Source organism: Microvirga terrae (assembly GCF_013307435.2).
In the GTDB taxonomy this organism is placed as follows: Bacteria; Pseudomonadota; Alphaproteobacteria; order Rhizobiales; family Beijerinckiaceae; genus Microvirga; species Microvirga terrae.
This window is the reverse complement of record NZ_CP102845.1, coordinates 4,786,071-4,800,440: the sequence shown is the minus strand read 5'-3', so window position 1 is coordinate 4,800,440 and position 14,370 is coordinate 4,786,071. Positions and strand designations below refer to the sequence as shown.

The window sequence follows — 14,370 nt, the reverse complement described above, 5'->3', positions numbered from 1 at the left end:
TGCTCCCGCGGACCGTCGCGGACGGGAGCATTTCTCAACCGCAGGGCCTGATCGGCTCTTTGCGAAAAATGCTCCAGTCCCGTAAAGGATGCGGGTTATGAAATTTCTCGACCAAGCCAAGATCTATATCCGTTCCGGCAACGGTGGCGGCGGCGCCGTGTCGTTTCGCCGTGAAAAATTCATCGAGTTCGGCGGGCCGGACGGCGGCGACGGCGGCCGCGGCGGCGACGTCTGGGCGGAATGCGTCGAGGGGCTGAACACCCTCATCGACTACCGCTACCAGCAGCACTTCAAGGCGAAGACCGGCGGCCACGGCATGGGCAAGAACCGGCACGGAGCCAAGGGCGCCGATGCGGTCCTCAAGGTGCCGGCCGGCACCGAGATCCTGGAAGAGGACGGCGAGACCGTTATCGCCGACATGACCCATGTGGGCCAGAGGGTGCTGCTGGCGAAGGGCGGCAACGGCGGCTTCGGCAACGCCTATTTCACCACCTCGACGAACCGCGCCCCCCGCCGCGCCAATCCCGGCCAGGAGGGTCAGGAGCGTACGCTCATCCTGCGTCTCAAGCTGATCGCCGATGCCGGGCTCGTCGGTCTTCCCAATGCGGGCAAGTCCACTTTTCTCGCCACCGTCACGGCGGCCAAGCCGAAGATCGCCGATTACCCCTTCACGACCCTCCACCCGGGGTTAGGCGTCGTGCGGGCGTATGGACGCGAGTTCGTGCTGGCCGACATTCCGGGCCTGATCGAGGGCGCCTCCGAGGGCGTCGGGCTCGGCGACCGATTCCTGAGCCATGTGGAGCGCTGCCGCGTTCTGCTGCATCTGGTCGAGGGGACGAGCGAGGATGCCGGGGAGGCCTACCGGACCGTTCGGCACGAGATCGAGGCCTATGGCCATGGCCTGTCCGAGAAGCCCGAGATCGTCGCGCTGTCCAAGGCCGACGCCCTGGACGAGGAGACGCTCAAGGAGCAGCTCAAGAAGCTCAAGAAGGCCGCGAAGCAGACCCCCTACGTGGTCTCGTCGGCATCCGGGCAGGGTGTGCAGGAGGTGCTCCAGGCGCTGCTGACCGTGATCGACCAAGCCAGGGCCGAAGAGGAGCCCGTCGCTCCACAGGCAGAGTGGCATCCGTGACCCCTGAACTCAGCCAGTTCCGCCGTGTGGTCCTGAAGGTTGGGTCCGCCCTGCTGGTCGACCGGGCCCGGGGCCGGCTCAACCATGCCTGGCTGGCGGCGTTGGCCGAGGATATCGCGGACCTACACGCGAAAGGCGCCGACGTTCTGGTGGTCTCCTCCGGGGCCATCGCCATGGGGCGCACCGTTCTGGGCCTGCCCTCCGGTCCCTTGCGCCTGGAGGAAAGCCAGGCTGCCGCGGCCGTCGGACAGATCGCGCTCGCCCGCACCTGGTCCGAGGTGCTGGCGCATCACGGCATCACGGCCGGCCAGATCCTGGTGACGCTTGCCGACACGGAGCAGCGGCGTCGTTATCTCAATGCCCGGGCCACGACCTTGAAGCTCCTCGAGATGCGCGCCGTGCCGGTCGTCAACGAGAACGACACGGTTGCGACCTCGGAGATCCGCTACGGCGACAACGATCGCCTGGCGGCGCGCGTCGCCACCATGATCGGGGCCGATCTTCTGGTGCTGTTCTCCGACATCGATGGGCTCTACACGGCGCCGCCCGCATCCAATCCCGATGCCGAGCACATCCCGGTAATCGAGCGCATCACGCCTTCCATCGAGGCCATGGCCGGCGGGGCAGCCTCCGAATTGTCGCGCGGGGGCATGCGCACGAAGGTCGAGGCGGGCAAGATCGCGACATCCGGCGGCACCCACATGATCATCGCGGACGGCCGCACGAAAAATCCCTTGAAGCGCATTGCCGAGGGCGGGCGCTGCAGCTGGTTCCTGACCCCGTCCAATCCCGCGACGGCGCGCAAGACCTGGATCGCCGGCGCGCTCGAACCGCGCGGCACGCTCTACGTGGACGAGGGCGCCGCCCGCGCGCTTCAGGGTGGCGCGAGCCTGCTGCCGGTGGGCGTGCGCCGGATCGAAGGCAGCTTCCATCGCGGCGACGCGGTGGCGATCCGCAGCGAGACCCGCGTGCTCGGCCGGGGCCTCGTGGCCTACGATGCGGAGGATGCGGCGCGCATCATCGGCCGTCCCAGCCGAGAGATCGAGGGAATCCTCGGCTATCCCGGCAGAACCGAGATGATTCACCGGGACGACATGGCGCTCAGCGACTGATCGGCCGGCAGAAGCCGCAGCAGGGCCTGGGCGTCCCCGGGAGCGGCGCTTTTGATGTCGTTGTCGAAATAGACATAGACACTGCGTCCGTTCTTTCGCCAATCGGCGATATGGTGCGCCCAATCCTGCAGCGTATCGGCCGAGTAGCTGCCCTCATACCGCCCGTTCGTGCCATGCGCTCGCACATACGCGAAGTCCGCCGTCCCTTCCCACGGGGCCGGAGCATCCGCGTGGTCGGAAATGCACAGCGCCGCATTATGGTCGCGTAGAATGCGGAAGGTGGATTCCTCATACCAGCTCGGATGCCGGAACTCGAAGGCGCAGCGCCGGCCCTCCGGAATCAGCGACAGGCAGCGCGCCACCCGCTCCCGGGTCTCGGCATCTGCCTTGAAGGTAGGCGGCAGCTGGAACAGGACCGGGCCGAACTTCTCGGCCAAGCCGTTCATCCGGCCGAAGACGAGATCGATGCTCTCCTCGATTCCCTTCAGCCGCTTCATGTGCGTGATGAAGCGTGAGGCCTTCCAGGCGAACAGGACACCTTTCTGGGTGGCGTCATGCCAGGCCCTGACGGCCCGCTCGGTCGGAAGGCGGTAGAATGAGTTGTTGATCTCGGCGGTATCGAAGTGCTGGACGTAATAGGAGAGGAAATCCTTGATCTTCAGGCGCGCCGGGTAGAAAGGTCCGTGCCAGGACCTGTAGTGCCAGCCCGATGTTCCGATCCGAATCTCCGCCCTCGTCATGGCGGATGAGACCGGGCGGCGTGGCTCTGACGCGGCCGGACGTGCTATGGGTTCTGAACGGCGTATTTCCCCTGAAACCGTCAGGGGCTGGGACCTGGACATGGATGAGATTCGCGCCTTGATTGCGGAAGTGCTTGCTGATCACCTCAACGCACCAGGTGCGGAATCGGTTGGAGATCCTGACGTTCCGGCCCTCATGGCCGAACTCGGCCGGCGGGCGCGAGCCGCGGCCAGGCAGGTCGCGCTGGCGAAGGTCGACGACAAGAATGCGGCGCTCAGGGCCATGGCCGCCTGCATCCGGGCTCGGGCGGATGCGATCCTGGCCGCCAATGCCGAGGATCTCGCGGACGCGAAGGCCAAGGGCCAGAGCGGCGCCTTCATCGACCGGCTCGTTCTCAACCCGGACCGTCTCGAATCCATCGCGGAGGCCGTCGAGAGCATTGCGGCGCTCCCCGACCCGGTCGGGCGCGTGCTCGCCCGATTCGAGCGTCCGAACGGCCTTGTCATCGAACGGGTGGCGACGCCGCTCGGCGTGATCGGCGTGATCTTCGAGAGCCGGCCCAACGTGACGGCGGATGCGGGGGCGCTTTGCCTCAAGGCCGGCAACGCCGCGATCCTCCGCGCCGGCTCTGAGAGCTTCCGCACGTCGCTCGCCATCGCCGAGGCGATGGGCGAGGGACTGGAACGGGCCGGTCTGCCGCGGGACGCGATCCGCCTAGTGCCGACACGCGACCGGGCAGCGGTCGGCGCCATGCTGTCGGGGCTCGACGGCCATCTCGACGTGATCGTGCCGCGGGGCGGCAAGAGCCTTGTGGCCAGGGTCCAGGAGGAGGCGCGGGTGCCGGTCTTCGCGCATTTGGAGGGTCTCAACCACGTCTATGTGCATGCCGGGGCCGACTTGGAGATGGCCAAGGGCATCGTGCTGAACGCCAAGATGCGCCGCACGGGCGTCTGCGGAGCGGCCGAGACGCTGCTGGTCGACCGGGCCTGCGCCGACACGCATCTGAGGCCCCTGATCTCCATGCTGCTCAATGCAGGCTGCGCGGTCCGCGGCGACGAGGCCGTGCAGGCGGTTGACCCGCGCGTGACCCCGGCGATCGAGGACGATTGGTGCACCGAATATCTCGATGCAGTCATCTCGGCCCGTGTGGTTGACGGCATTGAGGCTGCGATCGCGCATATCGAGGCTTACGGCTCCCACCACACCGATTCGATCGTGACCGACGATGAGGCGGCGGCTGAGCGCTTCCTGGCCGAGGTCGATTCCGCCATCGTGCTCCACAATGCCTCGACTCAGTTCGCGGATGGCGGAGAATTCGGATTCGGCGCCGAGATCGGCATCGCCACGGGGCGCATGCATGCTCGGGGGCCCGTCGGCGTCGAACAGCTGACCTCGTTCAAGTACCGCATCCGCGGCGCGGGCCAGACGCGCCCGTGAACCCTGCCTCATCCCGCTTCCGCATCAGGCCCTCGGGCCTGACCCGTCTGCCACGGGCATCCGCCGGCATGCGGATCGGCCTCTATGGCGGATCGTTCAATCCGGCCCATGCCGGGCACCGCCACGTGAGCCTCATGGCCATGAAGCGGCTCGGACTTGACCGGGTCTGGTGGATCGTCACCCCGGGCAATCCCCTGAAGGACACCGGCGAGCTGGCGACGACCGGGATGCGCGTCGAGGAGGCCAGACGGGTCTCCGACGACCCGCGCATCGACGTGACCGCCTTCGAGGATGAGATCGGAGCCCGCTACACGGTCGACACTCTGGCCTATCTCAAGCGCCGCTATCCTGGAGTCCGGTTCGTCTGGATCATGGGCGCCGACAATTTGGCGAGCTTCCACCGGTGGCGGGGCTGGCGCCGCATCGCCCGCATGATGCCCATGGCCGTGATTGATCGGCCCGGATGGACCCTGAAGGCGGCCCGGTCCCGCAGCGCCACCGCCCTGTCCTCGAGCCGGATCGGCGAGAACGAAGCCCTTGCCCTGCCAGGGCTCAAGCCGCCGGCCTGGGTTTTCCTGCACGGACCGAGATCGCACCTGTCGTCCACGAAGCTGCGCCAAATGACACGAACTTCTGCTGTCGGAAGACGTTGAAAATTGGGGCCCTCCCACATTATCTTAAGGGTCGGCACCCTCTGAGTGCCGTTGAGAAAGGGTCTGAACCTGAACCGACTATCTTCCGTCGAAGCGGACAAGAACCCGCTTCCTCCTCTCTCCGGAGCGGACGCTCCGCACGATGAGGACATCCGGGCCGTCGCCCTGACCTCCCTCGAGGATATGAAGGCCGAAAACACGGTCGAAATCGACTTGGCCGGAAAAACCTCCCTTGCCGACACCATGATCGTGACATCGGGCCGTTCCGATCGCCATGTGGGTGCCATCGCCGACCGCGTGATCAAGGATCTCAAGGACAAGGGGTTCGGAAATGCGCGCGTCGAGGGTCTTCCCGCCTGCGACTGGGTGCTGATCGATGCCGGCGACGTGCTGATCCACGTTTTCCGTCCCGAGGTGCGTGGCTTCTACAACCTCGAGAAGATGTGGGGCGCCGACCGTCCGCAGGACCGCGTCAGCTAACACAAGGCAGGATTCGTGCGACTGAGCTTGCTGGCCGTGGGCCGACTCAAGAGCGGCCCCGAACGTGAGCTCGTCGAACGTTACAAGCAGCGGGTCGAGGGCATGGGCCGTGCCCTCGGATTGGGCGGCTTCGACATCGTCGAACTGCCCGAGAGCCGGGCACGCCGCGAGGACGACCGGCGCGCGGAGGAGGCCGAGGCCCTTCTGGAGAAGGCCGGCTCGTCCGTGCTGGTCGTCTTCGACGAGCGCGGCAGGAGCCCTTCGAGCGAAGCCTTCGCTGAGCGAATCAGGCAATGGCGCGACGAGGGCCGCTCCGGCGTCGCCTGTGTGATCGGCGGGCCCGACGGGCTCGATCCCCGGCTGAGACAGCGAGCCGACTTGGTCGTGTCCTTCGGGGCGCTCACTATGCCGCACCAGATCGTGCGGGCCCTCGTGGCAGAGCAGCTCTATAGAGCCCTGACAATTCTGGCCGGACACCCTTATCATCGCGCCGGCCACGATGATTCCTGACGGATGACCTGCATCAACTCCTTCTTTTCCCGCAAGGCTCTCGGCCTTGCCGCATGGATGGTTGCCGCCAGCCTGAGCCCTGCCGGGGCCCAGCAGCCCGCGTCTGGGCCGGCGCCTCAGCCTGTCCCCACCGGGCCGGCCGAGCAGAAGGCCCAGCGGGAAAAGGACCTGAAGGTTCTGGAGGAGGCCATCGCGGCCAATGCCGAGGCGCGGAAGCGTCTCGAGGCCGAGATCGACGACGTCAAGGCGGACCGGGCGAAGCTCAATGCTGCCCTGATCGACACCGCCGACCGGGTTCGCGGCACCGAGGACAGGATCCGCGGGCTGGAGCAGAGGCTTCAGACGCTCGGCTCCAGCGAAGCGGCCATTCGCCGCTCCCTTCAGAGCCGGCGCGGGGTCATTGTCGAGGTCTTTGCAGCCCTTCAGCGTATGGGCCGCCGTCCGCCGCCCGCCGTGCTGGTGCGGCCGGAGGACATGCTGGAGGCGGTCCGCGCCTCGATCATGCTGGGGGCCGTTCTGCCGGAATTGCGCCAGGAGGCCGAGATTCTGGCCGGCGACCTCGCCGAGCTCGTGCGCCTCAAAGAGGCCATTACGGCCGACCGCGCGACACTCAACGGGGAGCTGACCGCCCTGAGCCGGGAGCAGGAGCGTCTCGCCGCCCTCATGGACGCCCGGCAGAGCCGCATCGCCGAGGTCGAGCGCAATGCGGGAGCCGAGCGGCAGAAGGCCGAGGAGCTTGCCCGTCAGGCCGGCACCCTGAAGGAGCTGGTCGACCGCATGGAGGCCGAGATCGCCGGGGCCCGGCGCGCCGCCGAGGAGGCCCGCAAGGCCGCCGAGGCCCAGGAGCGCGAAACCCGGGAGAAATTCGCCCAGCTGGCCTTCCGGGATCCGGCCCGGCTCGCCCCGAAAATCCCGTTCTCCGAAGCGCGGGGCCTGCTGCCCCGTCCCGTCAGCGGCGAGACGGCCCTGGAATTCGGGGCTGCGGACGGCTATGGCGGAACGACGCGTGGCATTTCGATCACGACGCGGCCCAAGGCGAGTGTGGTATCACCCGCCGACGGATGGGTGTCCTTTGCCGGCCCCTTCCGGTCCTATGGTCGACTCTTGATCATCAATGCCGGTGGGGGATACTATGTTCTTCTGGCTGGTATGGACCATATCAATGTCGATGTGGGGCAGTTCGTGCTCGCAGGCGAACCCGTTGCGACCATGGGGGAAGCTCCTCTCATGAGTTTGATCGGTGCCGCCATAGAAAAGAACAATCCCGTCCTCTATGTTGAGTTCAGGAAAGACGGCGGTTCAATTGACCCAGGTCCCTGGTGGGCAAAATCGCAAAGCGAAAAGGTTCGCGGATAATGCGCAAACTATCCCTTTTGATTCTCGGTGCGGCCATCGGCGCAGGCGGCGCGACCATGGTGTCGCAGACCAGTCTCCTGTCGGGCATGAGCGCGGTTGCCGCCTCGGCCGACACGTACCGCCAGCTGAGCCTTTTTGGAGACGTCTTCGAGAAGGTCCGGACGGATTACGTAGAGAAGCCCGAAGAGTCGAAGCTGGTCGAGGCCGCCATCAACGGCATGCTCACCTCGCTCGACCCGCATTCGAGCTACATGGACGCCAAGAGCTTCCGTGACATGCAGGTGCAGACCCGCGGCGAGTTCGGCGGCCTTGGCATCGAGGTCACCATGGAGGACGGCCTCGTGAAGGTCGTGACGCCGATCGACGAGACGCCTGCGTCCCGAGCCGGCATCCTGGCCAACGACGTCATCACCCACATCAACGACGAAGCCGTTCAGGGCCTCAACCTGAACCAGGCCGTCGACAAGATGCGCGGCCCGGTCAATTCCTCGGTTACCCTGAAGATCCAGCGCAAGGAAGCCAAGGATCCGGTGGTGGTGAAGCTGACCCGCGAGACCATCAAGGTTCGTCCGGTTCGCGCCCGTGTCGAGGGCGACATCGGCGTCCTGCGCGTGACCCAGTTCAACGAGCAGACCTACGAGGGCTTGCGCTCAGGCATCGAGAAGCTCACGTCCGACATCGGCGCCGACAAGGTGGCGGGCTTCGTCATCGACCTGCGCAACAATCCGGGTGGCCTGCTCGATCAGGCGATCATGGTGTCCGACGCCTTCCTCGACCGGGGCGAGATCGTCTCGACCCGCAGCCGCAATGCCGAGGATACCCAGCGCTTCAGCGCCAAGGTCGGCGATCTGGCCAAGGGCAAGCCCCTGGTGGTGCTCGTCAACGGCGGCTCGGCTTCGGCGTCCGAGATCGTGGCCGGCGCCCTGCAGGACCACAAGCGCGCGACGGTTCTCGGAACCCGCTCGTTCGGCAAGGGCTCCGTGCAGACGATCATTCCGCTCGGCGGCAACGGCGCCGTGCGCCTGACGACGGCGCGCTACTACACCCCGTCCGGCCGCTCGATCCAGGCCAAGGGCATCGATCCGGACATCGAAGTGCTGCAGGATGTGCCCGACGAGCTGAAGGGCAAGGACGAGACCAAGGGCGAAGCCGGCCTGCGCGGGCACCTGCAGAACGGCGGCGAGAAGGAAGAGCGCGGCGGTTCCTCCGCTTACGTTCCGCCGGATCCGACCAAGGACAAGCAGCTTCTGTCGGCTTATGACCTGCTGCACGGCGTTCGCAAGGGCGCTGCCAACACCACGACGACGCCCAACTGATCGGCTTACGTCACCAAGGATCCATGGCTGCATCTGGGCCTGGCGGAATCATACCGCCGGGCCCATTTCTCATTCAGGCGCCTACAACCGTTCCGGGAGGCTTGTGCAAGGCTCGGTGAAGCGGCACTCTCTTTGCCTGCTTCGGAACCATGCGACAGCGTCGGCAGTCTTCAAGAACCGGCCGCAGCGGGTTTCGTCATCGAGGGAGTGTGTATCGGATGAGGAGCGCAAGAGGATCACAGGCCAGAAAGGATCTGCCCTATCGCTCCTGTGTCGGCGTCATGCTGATCAACAAAGCAGGCTTGGTTTTCATCGGCCGGCGCCGGTCCGAGGCCGATGCGGCCTCCGATGGCTATTCCTGGCAGATGCCGCAGGGTGGGATCGATCCCGGCGAGGAGCCCTACGAAGCCGCTCTGCGCGAACTCTACGAGGAAACCAGCGTGCGCTCCGTGAGCCTGCTGGCCGAGGCTCCGGACTGGTATGCCTATGACCTCCCGTCCATGGTGGCAGGCCGCGCCTGGCGCGGGCGCTATCGTGGGCAGAACCAGAAATGGTTCGCGTTCCGGTTTGAGGGCGACGAGAGCGAGATCAACATCCATCAGCCCGGCGGCGGTGGCCACCGGCCCGAGTTCGACGAATGGCGCTGGGAGGACATGAATCGGCTCCCCGAACTGATCATTCCGTTCAAGCGGCCGGTCTACGAGAAGGTCGTTGCGGCCTTTGCGCCGCTCTCGTCCCAGAATCTGCAGACCTCCGATCATACTTGAACAGGTCAAGCTTATCCCATCTAAGGCTGGGCTTAACCTTGGACTAAGCGTGTCGATTCCCTCCTTAAGCTTAGATCACATGAGGGTCCAGCCTGTTCATGAAGATGAACGGGAGGTGTACGTTCAATAACTCAAAAGAGAGGGGCGGAACCCGGCCGGAAACACTTCGTTGATACGCATCTCGGAGAGCAGATGAGGGCTCTCTAATCATGGGAGATCTTGCGATGCGTACGACCTTGATGGCGACAGTTGCCGCGGTTGTTCTTTCCCTGAGCGCTGCGGCCATAGCTCAAACGGGCGGTTCTGGCAGTAGCTCGGGCGGTGCCGCGAGCGGCGGTTCAGGTGGCGCTTCCGGCGGTTCGACGGTTACCGTCCCTGGCGGTTCGTCCGGCTCCGGCGGTGCCGCGGGAGGTGCTGCCTCCGGGGTGTCTGGCGGGGCCGCATCGGGCTCCGCTTCTAGCGGCACGAGCGCGCCCTCAGGCAATGCCGGCAGCGCGACAGGCAGCGCCTCATCCAGCACCTCCGGCGAAACGCGTGGCAACCCCACCGGGACAGCCTCCGGCGGAACGAGCGGGACCACGAGCACGACCGGGAACGCAGCCGGCAAGGCGGGCGGAACGGCCAACACAACCGGCAGCACGTCGTCCTCCAACGCGACGAGCGTCAACGTGACGTCGGAGCAGCGGACTCAGATCACCGAGTCCTTCCGTAGCGTGAATGTCCAGCCGCTCACCAACGTCACCTTCAGCGTCAGCGTCGGTTCGACCATTCCGACCTCTGTGACCACCCTCTACGACTGCCCCGACAACGTCGAACGGATCCTGACCGGCCTGCCGGAATGCAAGTACGTGGTCGTGCGCGATCAGATCGTAATCGTGGAGCCGAGCTCCCGCCGGATCGTCACGGTGATTGAGCACCGAGGCTGAGCGGGCCCGTTCCCTGGCAAGTCCGTTGACAACACCGCGCCCGCAGCTGAGCCGCGGCGGGCACGCAGCCTGCTCATCAACAGATCCGCACGTGAGTCCCGCAGCGGCCGCCACGATCACGCAGCAAGGCGCACAGGCTTGTGCGGCGGAAGGCGGCTCAAGCGATGTTTGGATGATGTCTCATGCGGCATAGGGGAAGATGCAGATCTCGGCGTCAGGTGTCTCTCGCGTGCGATGTTCCGCAAGCAGTTCCAGAGCAATCTGCGCGTAGAGGCGGAACTCGTCCTTGACGCTGTCGCGTTCACGCTCCCAAACCTGATGATCGTCCTCGGCGGTGTAGAGCGCACGGGCAACGAATTCGATTTCAGCTTCCATCACAAGCCCCTCCTTGGCCTTGAAGGCAATCGATGATGTGCGCCGAAAATTCCCCATGGCGCAGGTTCGCGCCGCCCCGATCAAAATCCGCATCTCTCTTCGGCGGCGCCATTTGTTCCAAAGAGAATGTCGCCCGCAAGATGGCAGATGAGGTAGTCCGAAAGCGCTAACGCGGAGTGTGGAGAAGCCGAGCGGAGCTGTACGCCGCATGGTTGTCACATGCGGAGAAGAGATCATCGCTGCGCTACGGGGAGCTTGCAGATGGCTGAGGATCGCCTGCCCAGGAAGGCGCGGTCGGAATCCCGAACCATCCTGCGCCATCTCAATTCGGGAAGCCGATGGTGCCCCTGGCCGGGATCGAACCAGCACTCCTTGCGGAACTCGATTTTGAGTCGAGCGCGTCTACCAATTCCGCCACAGGGGCAAGGACCCGCGACGTACCATGGCCGGCGAAGGTTGGTCAATGCGCGAGATGTGAAGGCAAGCCGCAAGGCTTGGCCCTCGCAATTCGCGGCTCCTTGTGCTCAAAGGGGCCGGGGTGAAGGCCCCGATCCGGATCTGAACCTATCGGAACCCCATGCTGAGACGCCTCTACGACTGGACCCTGTCCCTCGCGGCCCGCCCTTCGGCCCCTTACGCTTTGGCTCTTGTGTCCTTCTCCGAAAGCTCGTTCTTTCCGGTGCCGCCGGACGTGATGCTCGTGCCGATGATGCTGGCGCGGCCCGACAAGGCCTGGGCCTACGCCCTGATCTGCACCGTCGCGTCCGTCCTGGGCGGGATCCTCGGATACTTCATTGGGCTCGGCCTCTATGATTCCATCGGAGCCTGGCTGTTCCAGCTCTATGGCCTCACGGAAGGCGCCGAGACGTTCCGGCATGCCTATGCCGATTACGGCCATTGGGTGATCCTGCTGAAGGGCCTGACCCCGATCCCCTACAAGCTCGTAACCATCACGTCGGGCTTCGCGGGTTACCATCTGGGCTGGTTCATCCTGTTGTCGATCCTGACCCGCGGCGCCCGCTTCTTCATCGTGGCCCTCCTCATGAGCCAGTTCGGACCGCGCATCAAATCGATCATCGACAACCATTTCAATCTGGTGGCGACCCTGGCCATCGCGGCCTTCGTCGGGGGCTTCGTGGCCTTCCGCTACCTTTTCTAGAGGGGAGGGGCGATGCGGATCAGCCTCACGATGCGGCAGGCCACGCTGGCCGTCACCCTGGGCGCCGCGGCGACGATCGGCGGAGCGCTCGTCTTCGAGCATGTCTTCGGCTATGTGCCGTGCAAGCTCTGCCTGATGCAGCGCAACCCCTATTACATTGCGATTCCGGTGGGCCTCGCGGCTGCTCTCCTGCCGCCGCGCTATGCCCGCATCGGCCTCTGGTGCCTGGCCCTGATCTTCATCGTCAGTGCAGGGCTCGGGGCCTATCACTCGGGCGTGGAATGGGGCTTCTTCGCCGGCCCGAGCGATTGCGGCGGGGGAGCCGGCGCCGGCGCAGGCAACGTGGGCGATTTCCTGAACCAGCTTCAGAACACCCGCGTGGTGAGCTGCACGGAGGCGGCCTGGCGCTTCCTCGGCCTGTCTCTGGCCGGTTGGAACGTGCTGATCTCGCTGGCGCTCGCCGCCTTCGCGGCCGCCGCGGCGGCGCGCAAGGGGATCTTCCCGGGCCGCTGACCTTGCGCCCATGGGCATCGCCCCGTTAGCCTTCGCCCAGACAGGTGGGGGAGTGACATGAGTCTCCAGGCTCTCAAGGATGAGGTCGCGCGGCAGTTCGGGACGCCCGCCGTGGTGGTCGACCTCGACGTGGTGGAGCGCAACGTCGCCCGGGTGCAGGCCCTGTGCGATGCTGCAGGCATCGCCAACCGTCCTCACATCAAGACGCACAAGAGCCCGGTGATCGCCGCCCTGCAGCGTGAGGCCGGCGCCCAGGGCCTCACCTGCCAGAAGCTCGGCGAAGCCGAAATCATGGCCGAGAGCGGTCATGATGACCTCCTCATCGCCTACAATCTCCTGGGCGAAGAGAAGCTAAACCGCCTCGGCGGCCTGCTCTCGCGGGTGAAGGTCACCGTCGCGGCCGATAATCCCGTGGTGGTGGCGGGCCTCCCGCAGGCCGCGGCCAAGGCCGGGCGCAATCTCGACGTGGTGGTGGAATGCGATACCGGCCGCAGGCGCGCCGGGGTCGAGACGCCGGCGGAAGCCGTGGCGCTCGCCCAGGAGATCGCGTCACGCCCGGGGCTCTCGTTCGCGGGCTTCATGCTGTATCCGCCGGAGAATGCCGTGGCCGAGACGCAGGCCTTCCTCGATGCGGCCACCGCCGGCGTGCGGGAGCTCGGGCTCGAACCGCGCATCGTCTCGTCGGGCGGCACCCCCAACCTGGTCCATCTCGGCAAGATCAAGGACGTCACGGAGCACCGGGCCGGCACGTCCGTGTTCAACGACCGCATGATGCTGGCAGCAGGCGTCGCCGGGCTGGAGGACTGCGCGCTGACGGTCTACGCGACGGTGGTTAGCCGCGCCGGTCCAGAGCGTGGGATTCTCGATTCCGGCTCCAAGACCCTGACCTACGATACGGGCGGGCTCGACGGCCACGGCCTGATCCTTGAGCATCCGCAGGCCAGGATCGCCCGGTTCGCCGAGGAGCACGGGTTTCTCGACCTGTCCGCCTGCAACGATCGTCCCAGCGTGGGCGACGTGGTTCGCATCGTGCCGAATCACGTCTGCGTGGTGGTGAACATGGTGGACCGGATGGTCGCGGTGCGGGGAGACACGATCGTCGGCGAGTTGCCTGTTGCGGCCCGTGGGCGTCTGACCTGAACGGCTTGCCCATAGGGAAAGCGCCGGTCGGCAGGGGCCCTGATGGCCCTGGGGACGGATCTCAGGGCTCCAGCTCGCTGTCCCAGTAGAGATAATCCATCCAGCTGTCGTGGAGATAGTTCGGCGGGAAGAGACGTCCGTTGGAGTGGAGGTCGTGGACGGTCGGGGCGAAGGGGCTCTGCCGGGGCCACATTTCCACCTCGCGGGGCAGTTTGTCCCCCTTCCTGAGGTTGCAGGGCGCACAGGCGGCGACGACGTTCTCCCAAGTGGTTTGCCCGCCCTTGGACCGGGGGATGACGTGATCGAAGGTCAGGTCCTCGCGGTCTCCGCAGTATTGGCAGCTGAAGCGGTCGCGCAGGAAGACGTTGAAGCGGGTGAAGGCCGGGTGACGTGAGGGTTTGACGTAGGTTTTGAGCGATATGACCGAGGGCAGGCGGATCTCGAAGGTCGGACTTCGCACGACCTTGTCGTATTCCGACACGATGTTGACCCTGTCCAGGAACACCGCCTTGATCGCATCCTGCCAACACCAGATGGACAAGGGGTAGTAGCTCAAAGGCCGGTAATCGGCATTGAGAACGAGGGCCGGGCAGGCCTCCGGTCGCACAACAGGCTGGACGTGTATCGTCACCTCACCTCCTCTTCACTAAGAGAAGCGTCGTATCCCGTCGGAGTAGACTATAGGCAGCATGACACTGTTGTGAAGATCCAGCCCTCGACGTTTGTGACGCACCCACAGGAAGTGCAATCTGG

Annotated in this window: 16 protein-coding genes and 1 tRNA gene; 13 read left to right on the top strand and 4 right to left on the bottom strand. The window is 65.6% G+C overall.

Annotated elements, in window-relative coordinates:
- Positions 1-97: 97 nt before the first annotated feature.
- Positions 98-1,132 (top strand): GTPase ObgE, encoded by a 1,035-nt coding sequence (gene obgE, locus HPT29_RS22570; protein WP_173946684.1) that lies wholly within the window; start codon positions 98-100, stop codon positions 1,130-1,132.
- The gene (gene proB, locus HPT29_RS22565; RefSeq protein WP_173946685.1) at positions 1,129-2,244 is read left to right on the top strand and encodes a glutamate 5-kinase; all 1,116 of its coding nucleotides are present in this window, start codon (positions 1,129-1,131) and stop codon (positions 2,242-2,244) included. The genes obgE and proB overlap by 4 nt, the downstream gene beginning before the upstream one ends.
- Here proB and HPT29_RS22560 read toward each other — a convergent pair.
- Positions 2,214-2,984: a DUF72 domain-containing protein gene (locus HPT29_RS22560; protein WP_259060285.1), complete on the bottom strand. Its 771-nt coding sequence runs from the start codon at positions 2,982-2,984 to the stop codon at positions 2,214-2,216. The genes proB and HPT29_RS22560 overlap by 31 nt on opposite strands.
- 196 nt (positions 2,985-3,180) lie before the next feature.
- Between HPT29_RS22560 and HPT29_RS22555 the strand changes: the two genes are divergently transcribed.
- From HPT29_RS22555 to HPT29_RS22520, 8 genes are all read left to right on the top strand, one after another.
- The gene (locus HPT29_RS22555; RefSeq protein ID WP_247654357.1) at positions 3,181-4,422 is read left to right on the top strand and encodes a glutamate-5-semialdehyde dehydrogenase; all 1,242 of its coding nucleotides are present in this window, start codon (positions 3,181-3,183) and stop codon (positions 4,420-4,422) included.
- 68 nt (positions 4,423-4,490) lie between these two features.
- Positions 4,491-5,075, top strand: a complete 585-nt coding sequence (locus HPT29_RS22550; RefSeq protein ID WP_247654356.1) for a nicotinate-nucleotide adenylyltransferase — start codon at positions 4,491-4,493, stop codon at positions 5,073-5,075.
- A 150-nt stretch (positions 5,076-5,225) separates the two neighbouring features.
- A complete protein-coding gene (gene rsfS / locus HPT29_RS22545; protein WP_259060772.1) occupies positions 5,226-5,555 on the top strand; it encodes a ribosome silencing factor in 330 nt (109 codons plus the stop codon).
- A 15-nt stretch (positions 5,556-5,570) separates the two neighbouring features.
- Complete coding sequence (gene rlmH / locus HPT29_RS22540) at positions 5,571-6,065, top strand: 23S rRNA (pseudouridine(1915)-N(3))-methyltransferase RlmH (RefSeq protein ID WP_173946689.1); 495 nt, start codon at positions 5,571-5,573, stop codon at positions 6,063-6,065.
- 3 nt (positions 6,066-6,068) lie between these two features.
- On the top strand, positions 6,069-7,421 hold the full coding sequence (locus HPT29_RS22535; RefSeq protein ID WP_173946690.1) for a murein hydrolase activator EnvC family protein: 1,353 nt from the start codon (positions 6,069-6,071) through the stop codon (positions 7,419-7,421).
- Complete coding sequence (locus HPT29_RS22530; RefSeq protein ID WP_173946691.1) at positions 7,421-8,737, top strand: S41 family peptidase; 1,317 nt, start codon at positions 7,421-7,423, stop codon at positions 8,735-8,737. The genes HPT29_RS22535 and HPT29_RS22530 overlap by 1 nt, the downstream gene beginning before the upstream one ends.
- 218 nt (positions 8,738-8,955) lie before the next feature.
- Positions 8,956-9,504 (top strand): RNA pyrophosphohydrolase, encoded by a 549-nt coding sequence (locus tag HPT29_RS22525; protein ID WP_173946692.1) that lies wholly within the window; start codon positions 8,956-8,958, stop codon positions 9,502-9,504.
- A 224-nt stretch (positions 9,505-9,728) separates the two neighbouring features.
- On the top strand, positions 9,729-10,430 hold the full coding sequence (locus tag HPT29_RS22520; RefSeq protein ID WP_173946693.1) for a DUF1236 domain-containing protein: 702 nt from the start codon (positions 9,729-9,731) through the stop codon (positions 10,428-10,430).
- A 180-nt stretch (positions 10,431-10,610) separates the two neighbouring features.
- Here the strand turns inward: HPT29_RS22520 and HPT29_RS22515 are convergent, their stop codons facing one another.
- Together HPT29_RS22515 and HPT29_RS22510 are read right to left on the bottom strand one after the other, a co-directional pair.
- Positions 10,611-10,805, bottom strand: coding sequence for a hypothetical protein (locus HPT29_RS22515; protein ID WP_173946694.1), 195 nt, complete (start codon positions 10,803-10,805; stop codon positions 10,611-10,613).
- A gap of 339 nt (positions 10,806-11,144) precedes the next feature.
- Positions 11,145-11,229: transfer RNA gene (locus HPT29_RS22510), tRNA-Leu, on the bottom strand.
- A 153-nt stretch (positions 11,230-11,382) separates the two neighbouring features.
- Between HPT29_RS22510 and HPT29_RS22505 the strand changes: the two genes are divergently transcribed.
- From HPT29_RS22505 to HPT29_RS22495, 3 genes are read left to right on the top strand one after another with little or no spacing between them, the layout of a single operon-like run.
- Positions 11,383-11,964 carry a YqaA family protein gene (locus HPT29_RS22505; RefSeq protein WP_173946695.1) on the top strand — a complete coding sequence of 194 codons (582 nt, stop codon included), beginning with the start codon at positions 11,383-11,385 and terminating at the stop codon, positions 11,962-11,964.
- Positions 11,965-11,976: 12 nt separating this feature from the next.
- A complete protein-coding gene (locus HPT29_RS22500) occupies positions 11,977-12,477 on the top strand; it encodes a disulfide bond formation protein B (protein ID WP_173946696.1) in 501 nt (166 codons plus the stop codon).
- 57 nt (positions 12,478-12,534) lie between these two features.
- Entirely contained in the window at positions 12,535-13,617 is a 1,083-nt protein-coding gene (locus HPT29_RS22495) for a D-TA family PLP-dependent enzyme (RefSeq protein ID WP_173946697.1), read from the top strand.
- Positions 13,618-13,678: 61 nt separating this feature from the next.
- Here the strand turns inward: HPT29_RS22495 and HPT29_RS22490 are convergent, their stop codons facing one another.
- On the bottom strand, positions 13,679-14,248 hold the full coding sequence (locus HPT29_RS22490) for an HNH endonuclease (RefSeq protein WP_162003246.1): 570 nt from the start codon (positions 14,246-14,248) through the stop codon (positions 13,679-13,681).
- Between the last annotated feature and the right edge of the window lie 122 nt (positions 14,249-14,370).